Here is a 20,862-nt window from a genome sequence, read left to right as displayed (position 1 = left end):
ACGGCGCTGAGCGGACCGGCCCCACCGGTGCGGTGGGGCGCGGGCGGTCGCGGCGTACGGTGTCAGGCCGCTGCCGTGTCCACGAGGTCGGTGACGAACTTGCGCACCCGGCCGCGCAGTACCGGTGTGACGCCGTGGATGACCTGCGCGCCGTACGCGACGGCCACCCCCGGCCCGGCGTCCGTCAGCCACCGGCTCTTGCGCGGCGCGCTCAGCCACTGCGGGGTTTCCTCGTGGACGGCGGGGCCGTGCGGCAGGCTGCGGCTGAGGGGGGTGCCCGGCTCGTACCCGTCGGCCGCGCCCAGCATCGTGTCGGTCCAGGGAGCGGAGTCCGACGTCGTCTCGATGTAGAACCGGCCGCCTTCCGCCGCGTCCGCGATCGTCACCCCGATCCGGCCGATGCGCCGGGGCGGCGTCCGCGGGCTGCTGATCCCGTCGAGGTGGGTGGGCACGCCCTGGCCCACGGCGAGTTCGGTGTAACCCCAGTGCCCGGACCCGGCGATGGACGGCATGCTGCGCCGGATCGCGGGCAGTGCCCGCTGCGTGGCCTCGGCCAGTACGTCCTGGGCGGTCGCCGGGGCCGTGAGGACCTCGGCCTGGTGGCGGGGCCGCCAGCCGGCCGCCTCACTGTCCATGATCTTGACCAGCCGGGTGATCTCTTCCGCGGTGAGGAACTCCTCGACCGTCTGGAGCATGAGCGTCTCGCTGATGTGGATCACTTCGCTCTCCTCGTCGAAGGTCCGGGGTACCGGTCTCGTACTCCACGGTGCCGCCGGGGCGAGGGGGCGGGCAGGCGCAGACGGGGGCGCACACGCGCGTAGTGGCTCGTACGTGTGTGCGCCCTGTGGGCTCCTGCCCGCGCGGAAACCTCCCGGCACGCGGGCCCGCCTGCGGGTGACCGCCTCACGGGTGTCACCGCCCGGTGAGGGAGGCGCCCTTCTCCATGTTCAGCGGCCGGGCGGCCCTCTGGGCCAGGCCCAGCACCGCTTTGACGTTGGACTCGCTCAGCGGAATGCGCAGAAGTTCGACGGCCTTGGACTCGGTGAGCGAGGAGACCACCGGGCTCGACGCCGAGTTCGCGGCGGCGGGCGGCGTGGCGAGGGCGGCCGCACCGGCCGCGGCGAGCACTGTGACGACTGCGGGACGGATACGCATCAGGGTGAGGACTTCCGTACGGATCGGGGACGAGGCGGGACGCGGACGAGGCGCGCACCCCAGTCAAGGCGCGCACGCGTGCCGACGAAGCGCCGTGGTCCGCGCTACCACCCCTACGGGTGCCCGGTATCACTCGTGCGGCAGACGGACCGGCAGGGGTGTTCGAGAACAGGCTGCGACTAGCCCGGACGATCATGGGTACCCAGCGCGCCGGGCCTCCGGTGACCGCGGCGGACCCGACCCGCACGGGAGTCGAGCCGGGAGGCGGAGTTGGCGGAGGCGAGGCGCACGGCCGGGTGGCGGTGGCTGTGGTGGGAAGTGGCCGCCGTCGGCCGCACGGTGCGCAGCGCGGTGCGGCGCGCCGGGCCGGAGCGGGACACCGTCGTCCAGTCGCTCAAAGCGGCCGGCGCCGCGGTCACGGCCTGGGCGCTGACGGGCTGGTGGCTGAACGCGCCGCTGGCCCTGATGGCTCCCTGGACCGCGCTGGCGCTGGTCGACGCGACCGTCCTACCGTTCGCTGCGGTCCGGGCTCCAGCAGCTCGTGGTGATCGTCCTCGGCGCCCTGCTGGCCTCCGCGGCGATGGCCGTGACCGACGGCAGCACGCTGGGCGCCATGCTGATCGTGCTGCCGGTGATGACGCTGGTCGGTACCCACCGCCGGCTGGGTGCCCAGGGCATCTACGGCGCGACCACCGCCCTGTTCGTCATCACCTACGGCGCCTACTCGCTGACCGAGGTCGGGCACCGGCTCATGGAGACGGCGATCGGGGCGGTCATCGGGATCGCCGTCAACGCGCTGGTCCTCCCGCCGGTGCACCTGCGCAACGTGCACGACCAGCTGCGGCGGCTGCCCCGTGAGAGCGCCGAACTGCTGCGGGTCCTGGCCGAGGGCCTGCGCGGCGAGGAGTGGAGCGCCACGGACGCGGCGGGCTGGCACGACCGCGCGCGCCGCCTCGGCCAGGTGCTGCGGGCGCTGGCCGGTGCCCGTGAGTGGACCGCCGAGAGCTCCCGTTTCAACCCCGGCTTCCGGCTGCGCCGTACCGGGCCGCCCCCGCCGCCGCCCGAGAAGGCCGACGCCGTGTGGGAACGCGCCGTCGCCCACCTGACGGCCATCACCCGCACGCTGGCCGGCACGGCAGGTGAGCAGGCCCGCCTGACCGCGCCCGGCGCCGCGTTCCTGCGGCGCTACGCCGACCTGGCGGACGAGGCCGCGACGCTGTGCCGGGCCGAGGAGGAACTGCTCGCGGACAGCGACCGGGCGGCGGCGGGGGAGCGCTACCGCCGGGCCCGCGAGCGGGCACAGGAGCTGTACGACGGGCTCGCGGACGACTTCCGCGAGCAGCGCGACCCGCCGGCGGCCGCGGCGAGCGGTGAGCTGCTCGTGGAGATGAAGCAGCTGCTGTACGAGCTGACCCACTTCGCGGAACCGGGCGCGCCGGAGCGGACACGGAAGCCGGACGGCCGGGGGCCGCGGGGGCACGGGAAGCCGGGGCGGGAGACGAGGCCGGGGCGGGGGGCGAAGCCGAGTCGGCAGGCCACCGCGTTTCCCCGGGGCCGCCGGGGGCACTCGTGAGCCACACGGCACACCGTCCCGCACGGGTTCACTCGGGTCCACACGGGTTCACACAGCTTCGTGCGGATCCATACGGGTCCGTACGGGTTCGTACGGGCGAAGGGAAGGACTGCGACGTGAAACGCCCCCCGGCCCGCGGAGAGCTGTCAGCGGCGGTCGTCTCCGCGCTGGACCAGCCGCCCGGCACCGCGCACCTGCCGGACAGCCGTACGGCGGCGGCGTCGGACCCGTACGGCGACGACCTGCAACTGGCCCTGGCCCTCTGCTACGAGCTGCACTACCGCGGCTTCGACGCCGTACCCGACACCTGGGAGTGGGATCCGGAGCTGCTGCGCTTCCGGGCCGCCCTGGAGCACGCCTTCCTCGGCGCGCTGCGCGCCGACGTCCCCGAGCCGGGCGACGTGGACACGCTGCTCGACGGCCTGCTGGTGGAGCCGGTGGACGGGGACGGCGTCTCGCACTTCCTGCGGGACAAGGGCGAACACTGGCAGCTGCGCGAGTACGCGGCCCAGCGCTCCCTCTACCACCTCAAGGAGGCCGACCCCCACCTGTGGGTGGTGCCGCGCCTGTGGGGCCAGGCCAAGGCCGGGATGATGGCGGTGGAGTTCGACGAGTTCGGGGCCGGCCGCGCCGAGCGGGTGCACGCGCGGCTCTTCGCCGACCTGATGGACGACCTCGGACTGGACAGCTCGTACGGCCGCTACCTGGGCGCCTGCTCGCGGCAGATGCTCGCCGTCAACAACCTGATGTCCCTGTTCGGGCTGCACCGGCTGCACCGGGGCGCCCTGGTCGGCCACTTCGCCTGGGTCGAGGTCACCTCGTCCCCCGGCTCACGCCGCCTGGCGCAGGCCATGGAGCGGCTGGAGGCCGGACGGGCGGCCGTGCACTTCTACGCCGAACACGTCGAGGCGGACGCCGTGCACGAACAACTGGTGCGCCACCAGGTCGTCAAGGGGCTGCTCCGGGAGGAGCCGGCGCTCGCCCCGGACGTCGCGTTCGGCATCGCCGCCACCGACCTGCTGGAGGACCGGCTGGGCGAGCACCTGCTCAGCGCCTGGCGGGCGGGCGCGTCCTCACTGTTCGCCCCCCTGTGACGCTCGCTGCCGCGCGTCGGCGCCCCCGGCCGTACGCGCGGCCGGGGGCCGCTTGCGGCCGCGGTGGCTGGTGTCGCACCACGGGAAGGTCCGGCTGCGGCGGCACATGCACAGCGCTACGAACGGCCGGTCGGAACGGGCCGTCGTCCCGTCGTCCAGCTCCACCTCGACCGGGCCCTCGATGAGCACCGGGCCCTTGGGGTCCTGCACGACCCGGCGCGCCTCCTTGGGCGCGCTCCCCCCGGGCTTCGGTATGTACCCCTCGCACTCCGGTACGGACTCCGCGCGCTCCGACGCGCCCTCCTGCTCACGCTCCTGCTCACGCGGTTCGCCGTGCACGGACCACCACCAGCTCTTCCTTGTCCTGCCCAGGGGCGATCAGCCCCTGGGCCTCCAGCCACGGGGCACGCTGCCGCATCACGGGCCCGAAGGGAATGAACCTCCGGTCGGTGACCGACGTTTCCAGCCCGGCGTCCGTCAGCAGCTGCACCGTCCGCTCCGGGCCGCAGAGCTGTGAGTGGACGAGCAGCAGCACGCCGTCCGGGGCCAGCAGCCCGGGCACCTGCGCGCACAGCCGGTCCAGTACGGCCCGGCCGTCCGGTCCGGCGTCCCAGGCACGCGCCCGGCCGCCGCGCGGCAGTACGGGGGCCGGGCAGGGTACGTACGGCGGATTCGCCATGATCAGGTCGAAGCGGCGCCCGGCCACGGGGCGCAGCAGGTCGCCCCGGTGCGCGCGCACCCGGCTGCCGTGCCCGGCGAACCAGGCGTTCAGCCGGGTGGTGAGCACGGCGGCGAACGCGGCGTCCGTGGCGGTGACCCGCCCGGCGCCGTGCCGGGCCGCGGCGACCGCCAGGGCACCGCTGCCCGCGCCTACGTCCAGCACCTCGGCGCCGGGCCGCAGCGTCTCGCGCCGGAGCGCCGCGGCCAGCATTCCGGTGTCTTCCTGAGGGGCGTACACGCCGGGAGGTTTGATGAAGAACACGCGCCACGGGTACCCCGGAAACATCGTTCATCCCACGACAGACGAAACAAGCTGCCCGGCGCGGCGCGTGCCCGCCCCGCGAACGCCCGCCCCCGGGCAGGGCCGCGCCCGCGACACGCCGAGGTCAGGGGAGAGGCGCCGGCGTCACGCCGCGGTGAGGGTGGTCACCAGGACGTCGCGGTACGCGGGCCGCGAGAGGTCCATCGGCCGGATCGGGGAGACGCAGTGCAGCGATTCCCGGTCGTCCGACAGCAGCAGGCTGCCCGGCCGGTGCAGGGTGGTGCACAGCAGTTCCCGCCCGTCGTGCGTGTAGACGCAGCTCTGGCCCCCGGTGGCGTTGTCGCGGCAGACGAGCAGGGAGGACACCAGCGTCACGCCGTCCTTGTGCCGGCCCTCCGGGGTGGGGTCGCCCGCGTCGTCGGCCGTCGCGACGACCCGGAACGGATGCACCTTGACGAGCCACCGCCCGGCGTCGTCCAGGGCGGCCGCCGCCTGCGCCAGCAGGCCGAACAGCGGCCGCAGCAGCGGATCGGAGACGAACGCGTCGGTCAGCGGCTCGAAGTGCCGGTCCACCGTCTCGTACAGCGGGTTGGTGTCCTTCGGCTGCACGAACGGCGTGTGGGGCAGCTGGACGAGCTCCCCGGTGGCCGGGGTGAGGGAGAACTGGCCGTACCGGCGCAGCCTGCGGGTGCCCTGCTCGGCCGCGTACCGGTCCTCACCCAGCTCGTCCCAGTGCGCGGCGAAGCGCGCCCACGCCGTGTCGTCCGCGCCCAGCTGCGCCCGGACCGAGGCCGGGGACATCAGGCAGACGGCCGAGTGGGTCAGGCATGAGCGGGCGGCCTCGACCGGGGATCCGGCCCCGGCCGCGCCGCCGGTGCCGGCCGGTGCCGAGCGGTCGTCGATGTGCTCCACGTCGGTTGTCCGCCTTCCTGCCGGGCGTGCGCCGCAGCGCCTGCGTGCTCCCATCGTGTGGCGGCCCACCGCTGATCGCATCTTGCGCGCACCCGGCCCGTGGCCCGCGGCGGCCACGGTGGATCATGGACCCGGCCCTGCCCGCTCAACGGCCCTTTCATGCCGGATGACTCAATGTCGCCGTATGTCGTCACCTTTCTTTGACACCTCTTTTCGCGGGTTCCTACGGTGATCGCACCGCCCCCCGCCCGGAGAAGAGGAACTCATGCGCGTCCTGTGCACCGCGACCGGCTCACCGTCGCACGGCAGAGCTCTGCTGCCCCTGGCCCGCGCGCTGGCCGGGGCCGGCCACGAGGTCACGGTGGCCACGACGCCCGAGGTGGCGCCCGTCTTCGCCGCCGACGCCGTCACGGTGGAGACCTGCCTGCCGCGGATCGACTTCGGGTCCGGCTGGCAGCAGGACGTCGAGGAGGTGTCCGGTGCGCCGGACGCGGACGGTACGGAGGAGCTCTCCGCCGAGGAACGGCACCTGCGGGTGCTGATCGGCCGGCTCACCGGCGACATGGCCGTCCAGACCTACGACGTGCTGGCCGCGCTGGCCCGCACCGTGCGGCCGGACGTCATCATCCGGGACGGCATGGACATCGGCGCGTGCCTGCTCGCCGAGCGGCTCGGCATCCCCCAGCTGCCCATCCCCGCCGGTACGGTCAACGTGCTCGACCCGGCGCTGCTGCTGCCGGGGGTCAACCGGCTGCGCGAGCAACTGGAGCTGCCCGTACAGGAGTCGCCCGCGTCGCTCTACCCGTACGGCCGCTTCGACTACCTGCCCCCCGAGTTCTCCTTCGCCCGGTTCCCGGCGACGGTCCTGGCCTACCGGCAGTCCACCGTCGTGGACCGCACCGCCGGACTGCCCGACTGGGTGGCCCGGCTGCCCACCGACCGGCCGCTGGTGTTCGCCGCGGTGGGCACCGCGCTGCCGATGTTCCGCGACCTGCTGCCCGAGGGCACCCCGCTGCCGGTGGGCATGACCGACCCGGCGGAGCAGTTGGGCATCATCATCGCGGGCCTGTCCCGGCTGGACTGCACGGCCGTGGTGGCGACCGGCGGCATCGAGCCGGCCGGCGCGCAGCCCGCCCCGCACGTCCACCTCACGGACCGCCTCGCGCAGCCGCTGCTGCTGGAGTGCGCCGACCTGTTCGTCACCCACGGCGGCTACAACAGCGTCCGCGAAGCGCTGCGCACGGGTACGCCCATGGCCGTACTGCCGAACTTCGGCGACCAGCTGTCCAACGCGCAGCGGGTGCAGGAGCTGGGCCTCGGGCGGCATCTGACCGACACCGCGCCGGAGGCCGTGGCCGCCGTGTGCCGGGAGGTCCTGGACGACCGCGAGGTCGCCGCCCGGCTGCGGCAGGCACAGCTCGCCAGCCTCGCGCTGCCGGACGTCGGGCAGGTCGTGGACGATCTGGAGAAGCTCATCGCCTGAGGCGACGGGGCGACGGGGCGGCAAAGTGGCGAAGCGCCGTGGCGCCTGGGGCGCTTGAGCTGCGCCCCGCGCCCCGTACGCCACGCCCCGCGCCCCGTACGCCGCCCCCGCCCCGTCAGGACCGTACGGACCCCGCCGCCACGCGGGCCGTCGGTACGACCACCGGAGAGCCGTCGGACGGCGCGGCGAGGATCTCCGCTTCCACCCCGTACAGCTCCTTCACCAGCGCCGCGTCGATGATGTCGCGCGGCGGGCCGGAGGCGACCACGCGGCCCGCCCGCATCGCGACGACCGTGTCGGCGTACCGGGCCGCCGCGGCGAGGTCGTGGACGACCATGACGATGGTCCGCCCGGCCGCCGCGACCTCACGGACCAGGTCCAGCACCTCCACGGCGTGGCCGATGTCGAGGGCGCTGGTCGGCTCGTCGAGCAGGACGACGGGGGTCTCCTGGGCGAGCGCCATGGCCAGCCAGCAGCGCTGGCGCTGGCCGCCGGAGAGCTGGTCGAGGCGGCGGTCGGCCAGGCCGGTGGTGCCGGTCGCCTCCAGGGCGCGGGTGACGGCCTGTTCGTCCTCGCGGGACCACTGGCGGAACAGGCCCTGGTGCGGGTGGCGTCCGTACCGTACGAGGCCCGCCACGGTGACCGCCTCGGGCGCCTGCGGGGACTGGGGGAGCAGGGCGATGCGGTGCGCCGCCTCCCGCTGCTTGAGCCGCCACACGTCGGCGTCGCCCGCGAACACCCGCCCGGAGGCGGGCTCGTGCAGGCGGGCCAGGCAGCGCAGCAGGGTGGACTTGCCGCAGCCGTTGGGCCCGACCACCGCCACCACCTGACCCGACTCCACCGTCAGATCGACCTGGTCGACGACCGGGTGCCCGGCGTATCCGGCGGTGAGCTGCTCGACGCGGAGTTCCACTGATGCCGGCCTTTCCCCAGGGCCAGAGGTCACACCTCTTGCCTATTTGTCATAAGGTAAGGCTAACCTTAACGCTAATGGGCGGAACTGTGGCTGCTCCGGCAGCCGTACGCACGCCTCGTCACGTCGTGTCCCATTGAACCCGGAGTTCTTGATGACCGTGTCCCGCCGCTCTCTTCTCACCGCCCGACGCCGCACGGCGACGGCCGTCGCCGCCCTCGGTGCCGCGGCGCTGCTGCTGACCGGCTGCGGCTCGGACGCCGGCGCGGACGGCAAGGACAAGGGCGGCAAGGACGCGGCGGCGTCCGGCGGCACCCGTACGGTCAAGGACGCCACCGGCAAGGTCGTCGAGGTGCCCGCGCACCCCCAGCGCATCGTCACGCTGACCCAGGAGGACCTGGACGCGGTCCTCGCGCTCGACCTCAAGCCGGTGGGCATCACCAACGGGCAGGGCCTGGACGAGCCGCCGGCCTACCTCAAGGACAAGGTCAAGGGCATCGACATCGTCGGCGGCCTGCTCAAGCCCGTCATGGACAAGGTGGTCGCGGCCAAGCCCGACCTGATCCTGGCCGGCGACATGCAGGACGAGCAGGTCCTCAAGCAGCTGCGCGAGATCACCCCCGCCACCCTGGTGACCATGGCGCCCACCGACGACTGGAAGGTCTCCTTCCGCGGCATCGGCAACGCCGTCAACAAGCTGAACGACGCCAACAAGGTCATCGCCGACCACGAGGCCGCCGCCAAGAAGGCGGGCGAGAAGCTGGGCGCGAACAAGGGCGCCGCCGTCTCCATCGTGCGCTGGAACCCGGACGGGCCGAGCTGGATGGAGAAGAAGCAGTTCGCCAGCGGTGTCGCCCTGGAGATGGGCCTGAAGCGGCCCGACAACCAGAACAAGGACGGCAACGCGCACGCCCCGTCGCTCAGCCTGGAGAAGATCGACGAGATCGACGGCGACTGGCTGTTCCTGTCCACCCTGACCTCCGACGGCGAGAAGGCCCTCAAGGACGTCCAGACCAAGCCCGCCTACAAGGAGCTGGGCGCGGTGAAGAAGGGCCACGTGGTGACCGTCAACGGCTCCGTCTGGTCCACCCGCGGCGGCCCGCTGGCCGGCGACGTCGTCATGAACGACATCAGCAAGGCGCTGACCAAGTCCTGACCTGGACGGCCGCACGGGCAGCCGGTACGGCGGCCCGCACGGCCGGACCCGCGCCGGCGGCGCTCCCGGGACACCCGGGGCGCCGCCGGCGCGTGCGTCACCCCTGGAGCGCGCCGCCGTTCCTGGCGTACGCGAAGTCCGCCGCCGTCCAGGCCAGCCCCACCGCACCGTCCAGCAGTGCCTGCATGGCGCGCGGTGCCACCGCCGCCTCCGCGAACTCCGCCTCGTGCGGCCCGCAGACGCCCCCGCTGATGTCCAGCACGGGGTGGATGGCGGGCACCACATGGGACACGTTGCCCATGTCCGTACAGGCGAAGGGACCGCGCTCGACCGGCTCCGGCCGGCCGAGCGCCCGCGCGTTCGCCCCCCACAGGGCGATCAGTTCGGGGTCGCCGCGGAAGTCCAGGTAGTCGGGCTCCGGGCGCTCCAACGTCACCTCGCAGCCGGTGGCCAGCGCACCGGCCCGGAAGCACGCCTCGACGCGCTCCCGCAGCTCGCGCAGGTCCTCGGCGGCCTCGGCGCGGATCTCGTACTCGGCCGTCGCGCGGTCGGGGATCGCGTTGGGCGCGGCGCCCGCCGACGTCGTGATGCCGTGCACCCGCCACTGCGGCGGCAGTTGCTGGCGCAGCAGGCCCAGGGCGACCTGGGCCACGGTCAGCGCGTCGGCCGCGTTGCGGCCCTCGTGCGGGTTGAGGCTGGGGTGGGCGGTGCGGCCGGTGTACGTGACGGACAGCGTGCCGAGCGCGAAGGACCGGAAGTCGGACAGCTCGAACGGACACGGGTGCACCATCATCGCCGCGTCCACCCCGTCGAACGCGCCGGCCTCCAGCAGCAGCGCCTTGCCCGCGCCGCGCTCCTCGGCCGGCGTGCCCACGACCCGCACCGTCAGGCCCAGTTCCGCCGCGTACGGGGCCAGGCCCAGCGCCGCGCCGACACCGGCCGCGGCGATCAGGTTGTGGCCGCAGGCGTGGCCGAGGTCCGGCAGGGCGTCGTACTCGCAGGCGATGGCCACCGTGACCGGGCCGGTCCCGGTGGTGGCCGTGAACGCGGTCGCCAGGCCGTGGGCGGGCGCGGTCACCTCGAAGCCGTGCTCACGCAGCAGGCCGGCGCACCAGGAGGCGGCCTTGGTCTCGGTAAAGGCCGTCTCCGGGTGGCCGTGGATCCGGCGGCTGAGGTCGGTCAGGACGGTGTTCTTGCCGTTGATGTGCTGCCGTACGGCGTCCTTGACGGCGGCGAGCGCGGCGGGGCCGGGGGCGGGAGCGGGGGCGGACGTCATCGTCTCCTCTTCGGGCTCGGTGACCGGTGCCGATGACGGTCGGCGGCACCGCGAAAGAGTAAAAATAACTTAGGCTTCCCTAAGTTTGTGCGCGGGCTGCCGGCCGGTCCGCGAAGGTCACATTCCTCCCTGGGAGTTGTCACACACATGCATCAGCGTCCGGTCGACCAGGCAGTCCCCGCGGCCCTGTCGCGCCCCAGCGCTCCCGCGCCGGGAACCCCGCCGCCCGCCGGGCCCGACGGATTCCCGCTGCTCACCGCGCAGGCCGGCATCCATTACGCGGGTCACATCCACCCCAAGAGCCCGGCACTCAACACGGCGGACGTGGTCGAGATCCAGGGGGCCCTGGACGAGACGCTGTTCGAGCGCGCCCTGCTGCGCACTGTCACCGAGGCCGAGACGCTCCGCGTGTGTGTGACCGAGACGGACGGTGTCCCGCAGCAGCACGTCGTACCGCCGGACCCGGAACGCCTGCTGCACCGCATGGACCTGCGCGGCACCGGCCGGCCCGCCGAAGAGGCCGCCCGCGACTGGATGCACGCCGACCTCACCCGGGCCGCCGACCTCGGCGAGGCCGGCCGGCTCACCACCCAGGCCCTCTTCCGCGTCGCCGACGACCGGTACTGGTGGTACCAGCGGGTGCACCACATCGCGGTCGACGCGTACGCCCTGCAACTCGTCGGCAAGCGGGTCGCCGAGCTCTACACCGCCCTCGCCACCGGGCAGGAGCCCGCGGCCACCCGCTTCGCGCCGCTGCGGGACCTCGTCGAGGAGGAGACGCGGTACCTGGAGAGCGAGCAGTACCCGGCCGACCGGGAGTTCTGGACCGAACGGATGGCGGGCCGTCCCGAGCCGGTGACCCTGGCGAGCGGCACGGTCGGCACCCGCGCGGCACGTACCCCCGGAACCCCGGTCACCGCCGCCTCGCTCGCCGACGCCATCGCCGCCGGCGACGTGCTCCGCACCCGTACCGACCTGCCCGCCGCCACGCTCGACCGGCTCACCCGCGCCGCCGAAGCGGTCAAGGCGACCTGGGCGGAACTGGTCATCGCCGCGACCGCCGGCCACCTGCACCGCCTCACCGGCACCGACGACGTGGTGCTCGGCCTGCCGCTGACCAACCGCCGCGGCCCCGCCGCCCTGCGCACCCCGGCCATGACCGTCAACGTCCTGCCCCTGCGCATCGCCGTACGCCCGCAGGACACCGGCGCCGGGCTGCTGCGCCGTATCGTCCTCGAAATGCGCGCGGTACGCCGCCACCAGCGCTACCCGCAGGCCGACATCCGCCGCGACCTCGCGCTCTCCTCCGCCGCCGTCCCGCTGACCGGGCCCATGGTCAACATCAAGCCGTTCGACGACGCCCTGGACTTCGCGGGCCTGCCCGGCACGGTCCACAACCTCGCCGCCGGCCCCGTCGAGGACCTCGCCGTCACCGCCGTGCCCGACGCGGACGGCGGGCTGCGCATCAGCCTGGACGCGCACGCCGGACGGTACGCCGAGGACGAACTCGACCGGCACCGCGCCTCCTTCCTGCGCTACCTCGACGGGCTCGCCGACCTCCTGCTGACCGACCCGCGGCGCCCCGTCGGCACCATCGACCTGCTGGACGCCGACGCCGTACGCCGCGCCACCACCGGCCGCCACGAGCCGCCCGCCGGCCGCACCCTGCCCGCGTACTTCGCCGACCAGGCCGCCCGCACCCCGCAGGCCGTGGCCGTCCGCACCGGCGAGGCCACACTCACCTTCGCCGCGCTGGACACCGCCGCCAACCGGCTGGCCCACCTGCTGGCCGCCCGGGGCGCCGGCCCGGAACGCCCCGTCGCGCTCGCGCTGCCGCGCGGCACCGACATGATGGTGGCACTGCTGGCGGTCCTGAAGGCAGGCGCCGTCTGCCAGCCCCTGGATCTCGGACACCCGGCCGCCAGGACCCTGGCCGTCCTCGAAGACGCCCGGCCCGTCTGCGTCGTCGGCACGGCCGCCACGCTGGCCGGACTCCCGGAACACGGCCTGCCCGCCGTCGCGCTGGACGACCCCGCCACCGCCGGCGCGCTCGCCGCGCAGCCCGGCAGCGCGCCCGCCGCGCCGCCCGCGCCCGGCCACGCCGCCTACGTCATCCACACCTCCGGGTCCACCGGGCGCCCCAAAGGCGTCGTCGTCACCCACGCCTCACTCGCGAACCTGTACGCCGGGCACGGCAGCGACCACGTCGCCCCCGCCGTCGCCCGCACCGGCCGGGAACGGCTGCGCGTCGCGCACAGCGCGTCGTTCGCCTTCGACGCGTCCTGGGATCCGGTGCTGTGGATGGTCCACGGGCACGAACTGCACCTCCTGGACGACGCCTCGTACCGCGACCCCGCCGCCCTCGCCCGCTACGTGGACGAACACCGCATCGACTACCTCGACGTCACCCCGTCCTACGCCGAAGCACTGCTGGCCGAAGGGCTGCTGGACCACGGGCGGCACCGCCCGGCCGTGCTCGTCGTCGGCGGCGAGGCCGTACCCGTACCGCTGTGGGAACGGCTGACCACGAGCGAAGGGCTGCACGCGGTCAACCTCTACGGGCCGACGGAGACGACCGTCGACGCGTACTACTGGACCGCGCCGGCGGCGGACGGCGGCGCGGCCGGCACCGCGGCCCCCCAGGGGCGGCCGGTGCGCGGCTCCCGGGTCTACGTCCTCGACTCCTGCCTGCGGCCCGTACCGGACGGGGCGACCGGCGAACTGTACGTGGCGGGCGCCTGCCTGGCCCGCGGCTACCTCGGACGGCCCGACCTGAGCGCCGAACGCTTCGTCGCCGACCCGTACGGCACGCTGCACGGCGCGCCCGGCAGCCGGATGTACCGCACCGGGGACCTCGTACGGCGCCGGGTGGACGGCACGGTCGAGTTCCTGGGCCGCGGCGACGACCAGGTCAAGATCCGCGGCTTCCGCATCGAACTCGGCGAGATCCAGGCCACCCTGGCACAGCACCCCGCCGTCGCCCAGGCCGCGGTGATCGCCCGCGACACCCCGCACGGCAAGCGGCTGCAGGCGTACGCGGTCCTGCGGACGGTGGACGGGGACACCGGCCCCGCCGCCCTGCGCGCGCACCTCGCCGCGGCGCTGCCCGCGCACATGGTCCCCGCCACGGTGACGCTGCTCGCCGAACTGCCGCGCACCGCCAACGACAAGCTGGACCACCGCGCCCTGCCGGACCCCGAGCCGGGCGCCCCCGGCACCGGCGACAGCAGCGCCGACGGCACGGCCGCGGGGACGGGCCCCGCCGTCACCGACAGCCCGCACACCGACATCGTCCGCGGTCTCCTGGCCGACCTCCTCTCCCTGGACACCAGCCCCCCGGCCGACGCCGGGTTCTTCGACCTGGGCGGTCACTCGCTGCTGGCCGCCCGGCTGGCCGCGCGGCTGCGGGAGATCTTCCAGGCGCCCGTGAGCACCGCGGACGTCTTCCGCAGCCCCACCCCGGCCGCGCTCGCCGCGCTCGTCCACTCCGCCGCACCGGCGGGCGGCGACGGCGAACCGTCCGCGGCCCCCGTACCCGCCGTACCCCGCACCGGACACCTCCCCCTGTCGCCCGCCCAGCAGCGGCTCTGGTTCCTCCACCGGCTCGAAGGCCCCAGCCCCACCTACAACATCCCGCTCGTGCTGCGCATCGACGGACCGGTCGACCGTGACGCGCTCCAGCTCGCCCTGTGCGACCTGACCGCCCGCCACGAGACCCTGCGAACGGTATATCCGACCACTGACAACGGCGGGGAAGAGCAGCCCTGCCAGCGGATCCTGCCCGCCGACGACCCGCTGGCCCGGCCGGAGGTCCACCTCGCCGGGCCCGGCGGCGACGGCCTCACCGAGGCCGTACGCCACTGCTTCGACCTGGCCACCGAGCCCCCGCTGCGCGCCACCCTGTTCAGCGACGGCCCGGACCGCCACACGCTGCTCCTGCTGCTGCACCACATAGCCGGTGACGGCGCCTCCACGACACCCCTGGCCCGCGACCTCGCCACGGCCTACACCGCCCGGCACGCGGGCCGGGAACCGGAGTTCGCGCCGCTGCCCTTCCAGTACGCCGACCACGCCGCCCGGCAGCAGCAGCTCCTCGGCACGCCCGCCGAGCCCACCCCGCTCGCCGCCGCCCAGCTCGCGCACTGGAAACAGGCCCTCGCCGGCCTGCCCGACCAGCTCGAACTGCCCACCGACCGGCCCCGCCCGGCCGTCGCCTCGCACGCCGGCGACACCGTGCCGTTCGCCCTCGACGGCGCGGCCCATGCCGCCCTCCAGCGCCTCGCCCGGTCCACCGGCACCAGCGTCTTCATGACCGTGCAGGCCGGCCTCGCCGCCCTCCTGACCCGGCACGGCTGCGGCACCGACATCCCCCTCGGCACGCCCGTCGCAGGGCGCGCCGACGACGCCACCGCCGCCCTCGTCGGCTTCTTCACCAACACCGTCGTGCTGCGCACCGACACCTCCGGCGACCCCGCCTTCCGCACCCTCCTGGAACGCGTACGGGCCACCACCCTCGCCGCGTACGAGCACGACGCGCTGCCCTTCGACCACCTCGTCGAGGAGCTGAACCCGCGGCGCTCGCTCGCCCGGCACCCCCTGTTCCAGACGATGCTGGCCTGGCAGTCCGTGCCGGACGCCGCGTTCGCGCTGGGCCCGCGGGCCACCGCCCGGCTGACCGCGGTGCCCTCCGGCACGGCCAAGTTCGACCTCACCCTGAACGCGGGCGAGCAGCCCGGCGGCGGCATCGGCGGCTTCTTCGAGTTCCGTACCGACCTCTTCGACCGCGCCACCGTGCAGGCCCTCGCCGACCGGCTGGCCCGGCTGCTGACCGCGGCCGCCGACGCCCCGGACACCCCGCTCGGCCTGCTGCCGCTGCTCGGCCACGAGGAGCGGCACCGCGCCCTCGTCGAGTGGAACACGCCCGCCCAGCCCCTCGCCGTACGCCCCGCGGCCACCCTCCCCGAGGTCTACGAGGCCGCCGCCCGGAGCCACCCCGGCCGTACCGCGGTCAGCTGCGACGGGCAGGCGCTCAGCTACGCCGAACTCTCCGCACGCGCCCGCCGCCTGGCGCGGCTGCTGGCCGCCCGTGGCATCGGCCCCGGTTCCATCGTCGCGCTCGCGCTGCCGCGCTCCGTCGACCTGGTCACCGGCCTGCTCGCGGTCTCCCTCGCCGGCGCCGCCTACCTGCCGCTCGACCCGGACTACCCGGCGGACCGCCTCGCCTACATGCTCGGCGACGCCGCACCGGCCGCGCTGATCACCGACAGCGCGACCGCGCCCCGGCTCCCGGCCCACACCCTGCCGCTGATCACCGTGGACGGCGGCGCGGCCGACGCGTACGACGCGGCACCGCTCACCCAGGCCGACCGCACCCGGCCGCTGCGCCCCGACGACGCCGCGTACGTCATCTACACCTCCGGCTCCACCGGCCGCCCCAAGGGCGTCGTCGTCACCCACCACAACGTCACCCGCCTGTTCACCGCCACCGACCACTGGTTCGGCTTCGGCCCCGAAGACGTCTGGACGCTGTTCCACTCCTACGCCTTCGACTTCTCCGTCTGGGAGCTGTGGGGCGCGCTCCTGTACGGCGGCAAGGTCGTCGTCGTACCCCACCTGACCAGCCGCGACCCGCAGGCCTTCCGGCAGCTGCTGGCCTCCGAGCGGGTCACCGTCCTCAACCAGACCCCGTCGGCCTTCTACCAGCTCGCCGCCGCCGACCGGGAGAGCGACGGGCCGGCACTGGCCCTGCGCTACGTCGTGTTCGGCGGTGAGGCCCTGGAGCTGGGGCGGCTCGACGACTGGTACGAGCGGCACGCCGACGACGCGCCGGTCCTGGTCAACATGTACGGCATCACCGAGACCACCGTGCACGTCTCGTACTTCCCGCTCGACCGCGCCACCGCCGCCGGCGCCACCTCCAGCACCATCGGCGTGAACATCCCCGACCTGCGCGTCTACGTCCTGGACGACCGGCTCCAGCCCGTACCGCCGGGCGTCACCGGCGAGATGTACGTCGCGGGCGAGGGCCTGGCCCGCGGCTACCTGGGGCGTGCGGACCTGACCGCCACCCGCTTCGTCGCCGATCCGTACGCCCACCTCTTCGGCGAGGAGGGCAGCCGGATGTACCGCTCCGGCGACCTCGCCCGGCGCCGTGCGGACGGCGCCCTGGAGTACTTCGGCCGCGCCGACCAGCAGGTGAAACTGCGCGGCTTCCGCATCGAGCTGGGCGAGATCGAGGCGGTGCTCGCCGCGCACCCCGCCGTCGCCGACACGGCCGTCGTCGTACGGGAGGACACCCCGGGCGACAAGCGGCTCGTCGGTTACGCCGTCCCCGCCGCGGGACAGGCGCCCGACCCCGCCGCCCTGCGTGACCACACCGCCGCCGAACTACCTCCCCACATGGTCCCGTCCGCCGTCGTCCTGCTCGACCGGCTGCCGCTGACGAACAACGGCAAGCTGGACCGCAAGGCGCTGCCCGCCCCCGACCGCCCGGCCGCCACCGGCCGCGCGCCCCGCACCCCCCGCGAGGAACTGCTCTGCTCGGTCTTCGCCGAGGTGCTGGGCCTGGAGCGGGTCGGCGTCGAGGACAACTTCTTCGACCTCGGCGGGCACTCGCTGCTCGCGGTGCGGCTGGCCGGCCGCGTCAAGGCCGTACTCGGCACCGAGGTGTCGATCGGTACGGTCTTCCAGTCGCCGACCGTCGCGGCACTCGACGCCGCCCTGGACGCCGTACGCCACGACGACCCGCTCGACGTGCTGCTGCCGCTGCGCCCCGCCGCCGAAGGCGCGGAGAGCGGCCGCGCCCCCGTCCACTGCGTCCACCCCGCGGGCGGTCTGAGCTGGTGCTATGCCGGCATCATCCGCCACCTGCCCGCCGACGTGCCGATCTACGGCCTCCAGGCGCAGGGCGTCGGCGCCGCCACCGCGGGCCGGCCGCTGCCCGCCACCCTGGAGGAACTGGCCGCCCACTACGCCGCGCGCGTCCGCGAGGTGCAGCCCGAAGGCCCGTACCGGCTGCTCGGCTGGTCCACCGGCGGCATCATCGCGCACGCCATGGCCACCCACCTCCAGGACGAGGGGCACGAGGTCGAACTCCTCGCCATCCTCGACGCCTACCCGGCCGAGGGCTTCCGCGACCTGCCCGTACCGGACGAGGCCGAAGCGCTCGAATCGCTGCTCACCATGGGCGGTTACGGGCCGGACAGTCTGGAGGGCAAGCCGCTGACCACCGCCAACGTGGTGGAGGTCCTCCAGCGCGAGGGCAGCCCGCTGTCCACCCTGTCCACCGACACCATCAAGGCGCTCGGCGCCATCTACCTCAACACCAACGACCTCGTACGCGCCTACGACCACCGCGTCTTCCGGGGCGACGTGCTCTTCTTCCGGGCCGTCGTGGACACCATCGACGACACCCTCACCCCCGACACCTGGTCCCCCTACGTCACCGGCCGCATCGACAACACCAACATCGAGTGCTCCCACAAGGACATGACCCTGCCCGAGCCCATCGCGCACATCGCGCGCGTGGTGGCCGACCGCCTCACCGAACTGGAGGGGTGACCCGGTGACCACCACCGAACCGACCACCCGGCACCGGCTGAACCCGAGGACCGCCGTCGTCCTCGTCTACACGGCCGCCATGTGCATGAACGGCCTGGACTCCACCATCGTCAACCCGGCCCTGTTCACCATCGCGGGCGACTTCGGGCAGCCCGTCTCCGCCGCCAACACCGTCGAGACGGCCTTCCTCGTCGCCCTCGCACTGGCCCTGCCGGCCGCCGGCTGGCTCGGCGACCGCTACGGCACCAAACGCGTCTTCCTCGGCGCGCTCGCCGTCTTCACCGCCGCCTCGGCCGCCTGCGGCCTGGCGCCCGGCCTGCCCGCGCTGGTCGTGGCGCGGGCCGTGCAGGGCCTGGCGGGCGGGCTGCTCACCCCCGTCGGCATGACGCTGCTGTTCCGCGCGTTCCCGCCGCACGAACGCGCCAAGCTGGGCAAGGTCCTGATCGTGCCGACGGCCCTGATGCCCGCGCTGGGCCCGCCGCTGGGCGGCTTCCTGACCCAGCACCTGTCCTGGCACTGGCTGTTCTTCGTGAACGTGCCGATCGGCGTGGCCGCCGTCCTGCTCGGTGTCCTCGGGCTGCGCGAGCACGTCGAGGGCGTACCGGGGCCGTTCGACCGGGCCGGGTTCTGGCTCGCCACCCCGGGCCTCGGACTGCTCACCTACGCCCTCGGGTTCGGCCCCTCGCACGGCTGGACGCAGCCCGCCGTCGCGGCCGCCGCCGTACTCGGCGTGGTGCTGGCGGTGGCCGCCGTGGTCCACCAGCTCCGTGCCCCGGAGCCGCTGCTGAAGCTGCGGCTGCTGGCGGACCGCGCGTACGGCACGGCGTCCGCGCTCGCCGTGCTCACCGCCGCCGGACTGATGGGCGTCCTGTTCGTCTTCCCGCTGCTCTACCAGGCGGCCCTGGGCGCCTCCGCCCTCGACGCGGGCCTGAGCGTCTTCCCCGAAGCGGTCGGCCTGATGCTCGCCTCCCAGCTCGTCGACCGGCTGCTGCCGCGCATCGGCCCGCGGCGGCTCGTGGTGCCCGCGCTGCTGCTCGCCGCGGTGGTCTTCGCGGCCCTCGCCGTACCGGGCGCCGCGGACAACGCCTGGCTGGTACGGGGCCTGATGTTCGCCATCGGCCTGGTGCTCGGCACGGCCGTGCTCACCGTCCAGCTCGCCGGCTTCGAGGACGTCGCGCCGCCCGACATGGGCCGCGCGATGGGCCTCTTCCAGATCGTGCGCACGCTGGGCGGCGCCCTGGGCATCGCCGTCTGCGCGGGCATCATCGGCGGGCACGGCACCGGGGCCACCGAACCGGGCCCGTACCGGGTCGCGGTGTGGGCCACGGCGGGACTCGTCGCGGTGGGCGCGCTGATCGCCCTGCGGCTGCCGAAGGACCCGCCGCAGCCGCCGCCGTTCGACGACGACCTCGACGAGGAAGCGGGGGAGGAAGCGGGGGAGGGGGCCGCCGGAGCCCCGGCGGCGGGCTGAGCAGCGCCCCGCCCGCTGCTGTCCGGGTCAGTCCCCGGACAGCAGCGCTCCCAGCCCCGTGGCCAGCCCGCCGCGCCAGCACGCGTAATCGTGGCCGCCGTTGAACTCCTCGTACGTCACGTCGTAACCGCGCGCCCGCAGCACGTTGCGCAGCCGGCGGTTCTCCGTGAGCAGCATCCACTCCTGGAGGCCGACCTCCAGCCGCAGCCGCACGGGGCGGCGTTCGGCGGTGGCGTACTGGCGGGTCAGCCACTCGGTGCCGCGCTCGTCGTCCGGCCACCAGAAGGACCCGGACTGCGAGAGCGCCAGCCCGAACCGGTCCGGCCGCCGGAAGGCCGCGTACGCCGCGGTCAGGCCGCCCGCGCTCTGCCCCGCGACGACCGTGCGCTCCGGGCGCGGATCGGTCCCGTACGCGGCGTCCGCCCACGGCAGCAGCGTGTCCGCCAGCCAGTCGACGAACTCCCCGTTGCAGCTCAGGTCCGTCATGCGCTGCCCCATGGTGTCCACGAGCAGCGCGACCGTGGGTGGTACGGAGGCGTCGGCGTGCAGGTTGTCGAACAAGTCGCCGGCGCCGAGGACCGGGCCCCACATCTCACCGTCCAGCAGGACCGCGACGGCGTACGGGCCGTCGTCGGCGCGGTGCCCGGGCGGCAGGTGCACCGTGACGTGCCTGCCGTCCACCTCCGTACGGACGGACGTACCGCGTGCCGCGTCCGGCCTGCGCCCGGTGCACGGCTGCGCCGGCGCGCCGGGCAGCTCCATGACGGAGGCGGGGTGGCGGCCGTCCCGTGACGGCAGGACGGGCGCGGTGTTCAGTGGGTCGGGAACGGCGCTGTCCAGGACCTTCAGCCACGCCTGCCGGTCCGTACGCAGGATCTCCTCGCGCGGCCCGGTGCCGGGGAGGAACTGGTACGAGGCGCGGTGGTCGGACCGCAGCCGGTGGCTGAGGGCCCAGGCCGCGGTCCCCTCGACACGGGTCATCAGGTGCGGCGTCAGGTCGCCCGCGTGCCGGTCCCGGTCGGTGACGGTGTGCAGGAGCGTCAGTACGTCCGTCGCCGGGGCCGCGGGGTCGTCCCGCCACACGAACGTGACCAGGACGTGGCCCGGCTCGCCGTCCGGGTCCGGCTCCACCAGCGGCGTCCCGGCCGCCGCGGCACGGCGCCAGAACTCCGCCTCGGCGCCGGGCCGCCCGGCCCGCACGTCCTCGGCGAGGCGGCGCAGCAGGGGACTACGGACAGCGGTCACTTTCTTGTCCCTCTCGTCGGGAGCGTCAGGAGAAGACACTGC

General features: G+C 74.5%; 14 protein-coding genes. 6 read left to right on the top strand and 8 right to left on the bottom strand.

The annotated features are described in order from the left end of the window. Positions 1 to 62: 62 nt before the first annotated feature. The gene (locus AB0L45_RS33650; protein WP_365846836.1) at positions 63 to 719 is read right to left on the bottom strand and encodes a hypothetical protein; all 657 of its coding nucleotides are present in this window, start codon (positions 717 to 719) and stop codon (positions 63 to 65) included. A gap of 193 nt (positions 720 to 912) precedes the next feature. Then, positions 913 to 1,155 carry a hypothetical protein gene (locus AB0L45_RS33645; RefSeq protein ID WP_365846834.1) on the bottom strand — a complete coding sequence of 81 codons (243 nt, stop codon included), beginning with the start codon at positions 1,153 to 1,155 and terminating at the stop codon, positions 913 to 915. Between the two features lie 541 nt (positions 1,156 to 1,696). Here AB0L45_RS33645 and AB0L45_RS33640 point away from each other — a divergent pair. Together AB0L45_RS33640 and AB0L45_RS33635 are read left to right on the top strand one after the other, a co-directional pair. After that, positions 1,697 to 2,728: a hypothetical protein gene (locus AB0L45_RS33640; RefSeq protein WP_365846832.1), complete on the top strand. Its 1,032-nt coding sequence runs from the start codon at positions 1,697 to 1,699 to the stop codon at positions 2,726 to 2,728. A gap of 116 nt (positions 2,729 to 2,844) precedes the next feature. Beyond that, entirely contained in the window at positions 2,845 to 3,822 is a 978-nt protein-coding gene (locus AB0L45_RS33635) for an iron-containing redox enzyme family protein (RefSeq protein ID WP_365846830.1), read from the top strand. On the opposite strand, the gene AB0L45_RS33630 is transcribed toward AB0L45_RS33635, so the two are convergent. From AB0L45_RS33630 to AB0L45_RS33620, 3 genes are all read right to left on the bottom strand, one after another. Further along, on the bottom strand, positions 3,802 to 4,077 hold the full coding sequence (locus tag AB0L45_RS33630) for a CDGSH iron-sulfur domain-containing protein (RefSeq protein WP_365846904.1): 276 nt from the start codon (positions 4,075 to 4,077) through the stop codon (positions 3,802 to 3,804). The two genes, AB0L45_RS33635 and AB0L45_RS33630, sit on opposite strands and share 21 nt — an antisense overlap. A gap of 64 nt (positions 4,078 to 4,141) precedes the next feature. Beyond that, on the bottom strand, positions 4,142 to 4,828 hold the full coding sequence (locus AB0L45_RS33625) for a HemK2/MTQ2 family protein methyltransferase (protein WP_365846828.1): 687 nt from the start codon (positions 4,826 to 4,828) through the stop codon (positions 4,142 to 4,144). 120 nt (positions 4,829 to 4,948) lie between these two features. Then, entirely contained in the window at positions 4,949 to 5,716 is a 768-nt protein-coding gene (locus AB0L45_RS33620; protein WP_365846826.1) for a 2OG-Fe dioxygenase family protein, read from the bottom strand. 265 nt (positions 5,717 to 5,981) lie between these two features. Here AB0L45_RS33620 and AB0L45_RS33615 point away from each other — a divergent pair, with 265 nt between their 5' ends. After that, on the top strand, positions 5,982 to 7,199 hold the full coding sequence (locus tag AB0L45_RS33615) for a glycosyltransferase (RefSeq protein ID WP_365846824.1): 1,218 nt from the start codon (positions 5,982 to 5,984) through the stop codon (positions 7,197 to 7,199). Positions 7,200 to 7,314: 115 nt separating this feature from the next. Here the strand turns inward: AB0L45_RS33615 and AB0L45_RS33610 are convergent, their stop codons facing one another. After that, positions 7,315 to 8,112 (bottom strand): ABC transporter ATP-binding protein, encoded by a 798-nt coding sequence (locus AB0L45_RS33610; protein WP_365846822.1) that lies wholly within the window; start codon positions 8,110 to 8,112, stop codon positions 7,315 to 7,317. A gap of 154 nt (positions 8,113 to 8,266) precedes the next feature. On the opposite strand from AB0L45_RS33610, the gene AB0L45_RS33605 reads away from it, so the two are divergent. Further along, positions 8,267 to 9,268 carry an ABC transporter substrate-binding protein gene (locus AB0L45_RS33605; RefSeq protein ID WP_365846820.1) on the top strand — a complete coding sequence of 334 codons (1,002 nt, stop codon included), beginning with the start codon at positions 8,267 to 8,269 and terminating at the stop codon, positions 9,266 to 9,268. 97 nt (positions 9,269 to 9,365) lie between these two features. On the opposite strand, the gene AB0L45_RS33600 is transcribed toward AB0L45_RS33605, so the two are convergent. Beyond that, on the bottom strand, positions 9,366 to 10,544 hold the full coding sequence (locus AB0L45_RS33600) for an amidohydrolase (RefSeq protein ID WP_365846818.1): 1,179 nt from the start codon (positions 10,542 to 10,544) through the stop codon (positions 9,366 to 9,368). A 147-nt stretch (positions 10,545 to 10,691) separates the two neighbouring features. On the opposite strand from AB0L45_RS33600, the gene AB0L45_RS33595 reads away from it, so the two are divergent. Further along, positions 10,692 to 18,104, top strand: a complete 7,413-nt coding sequence (locus tag AB0L45_RS33595; protein WP_365846816.1) for an amino acid adenylation domain-containing protein — start codon at positions 10,692 to 10,694, stop codon at positions 18,102 to 18,104. Positions 18,105 to 18,108: 4 nt separating this feature from the next. Further along, positions 18,109 to 19,575, top strand: coding sequence for a DHA2 family efflux MFS transporter permease subunit (locus tag AB0L45_RS33590; protein WP_365846814.1), 1,467 nt, complete (start codon positions 18,109 to 18,111; stop codon positions 19,573 to 19,575). A gap of 27 nt (positions 19,576 to 19,602) precedes the next feature. Here the strand turns inward: AB0L45_RS33590 and fes are convergent, their stop codons facing one another. Further along, positions 19,603 to 20,820 (bottom strand): enterochelin esterase, encoded by a 1,218-nt coding sequence (gene fes / locus AB0L45_RS33585; RefSeq protein WP_365846812.1) that lies wholly within the window; start codon positions 20,818 to 20,820, stop codon positions 19,603 to 19,605. Between the last annotated feature and the right edge of the window lie 42 nt (positions 20,821 to 20,862).

The organism is Streptomyces sp. NPDC052496 (genome assembly GCF_040679095.1).
Taxonomy (GTDB): Bacteria; Actinomycetota; Actinomycetes; order Streptomycetales; family Streptomycetaceae; genus Streptomyces.
Note: the sequence above shows the minus strand (reverse complement) of the source record. Positions and strands in the feature narration are given on the sequence as shown.

Bases quoted from the DNA above. Each gene is read 5' to 3' on its own strand.
- AB0L45_RS33645 (WP_365846834.1), bottom strand. From the start codon at position 1,155: ATGCGTATCCGTCCCGCAGTCGTCACAGTGCTCGCCGCGGCCGGTGCG.
- AB0L45_RS33625 (WP_365846828.1), bottom strand. From the start codon at position 4,828: ATGTTTCCGGGGTACCCGTGGCGCGTGTTCTTCATCAAACCTCCCGGC.
- AB0L45_RS33615 (WP_365846824.1), top strand. From the start codon at position 5,982: ATGCGCGTCCTGTGCACCGCGACCGGCTCACCGTCGCACGGCAGAGCT.
- AB0L45_RS33605 (WP_365846820.1), top strand. From the start codon at position 8,267: ATGACCGTGTCCCGCCGCTCTCTTCTCACCGCCCGACGCCGCACGGCG.
- AB0L45_RS33600 (WP_365846818.1), bottom strand. From the start codon at position 10,544: ATGACGTCCGCCCCCGCTCCCGCCCCCGGCCCCGCCGCGCTCGCCGCC.
- AB0L45_RS33595 (WP_365846816.1), top strand. From the start codon at position 10,692: ATGCATCAGCGTCCGGTCGACCAGGCAGTCCCCGCGGCCCTGTCGCGC.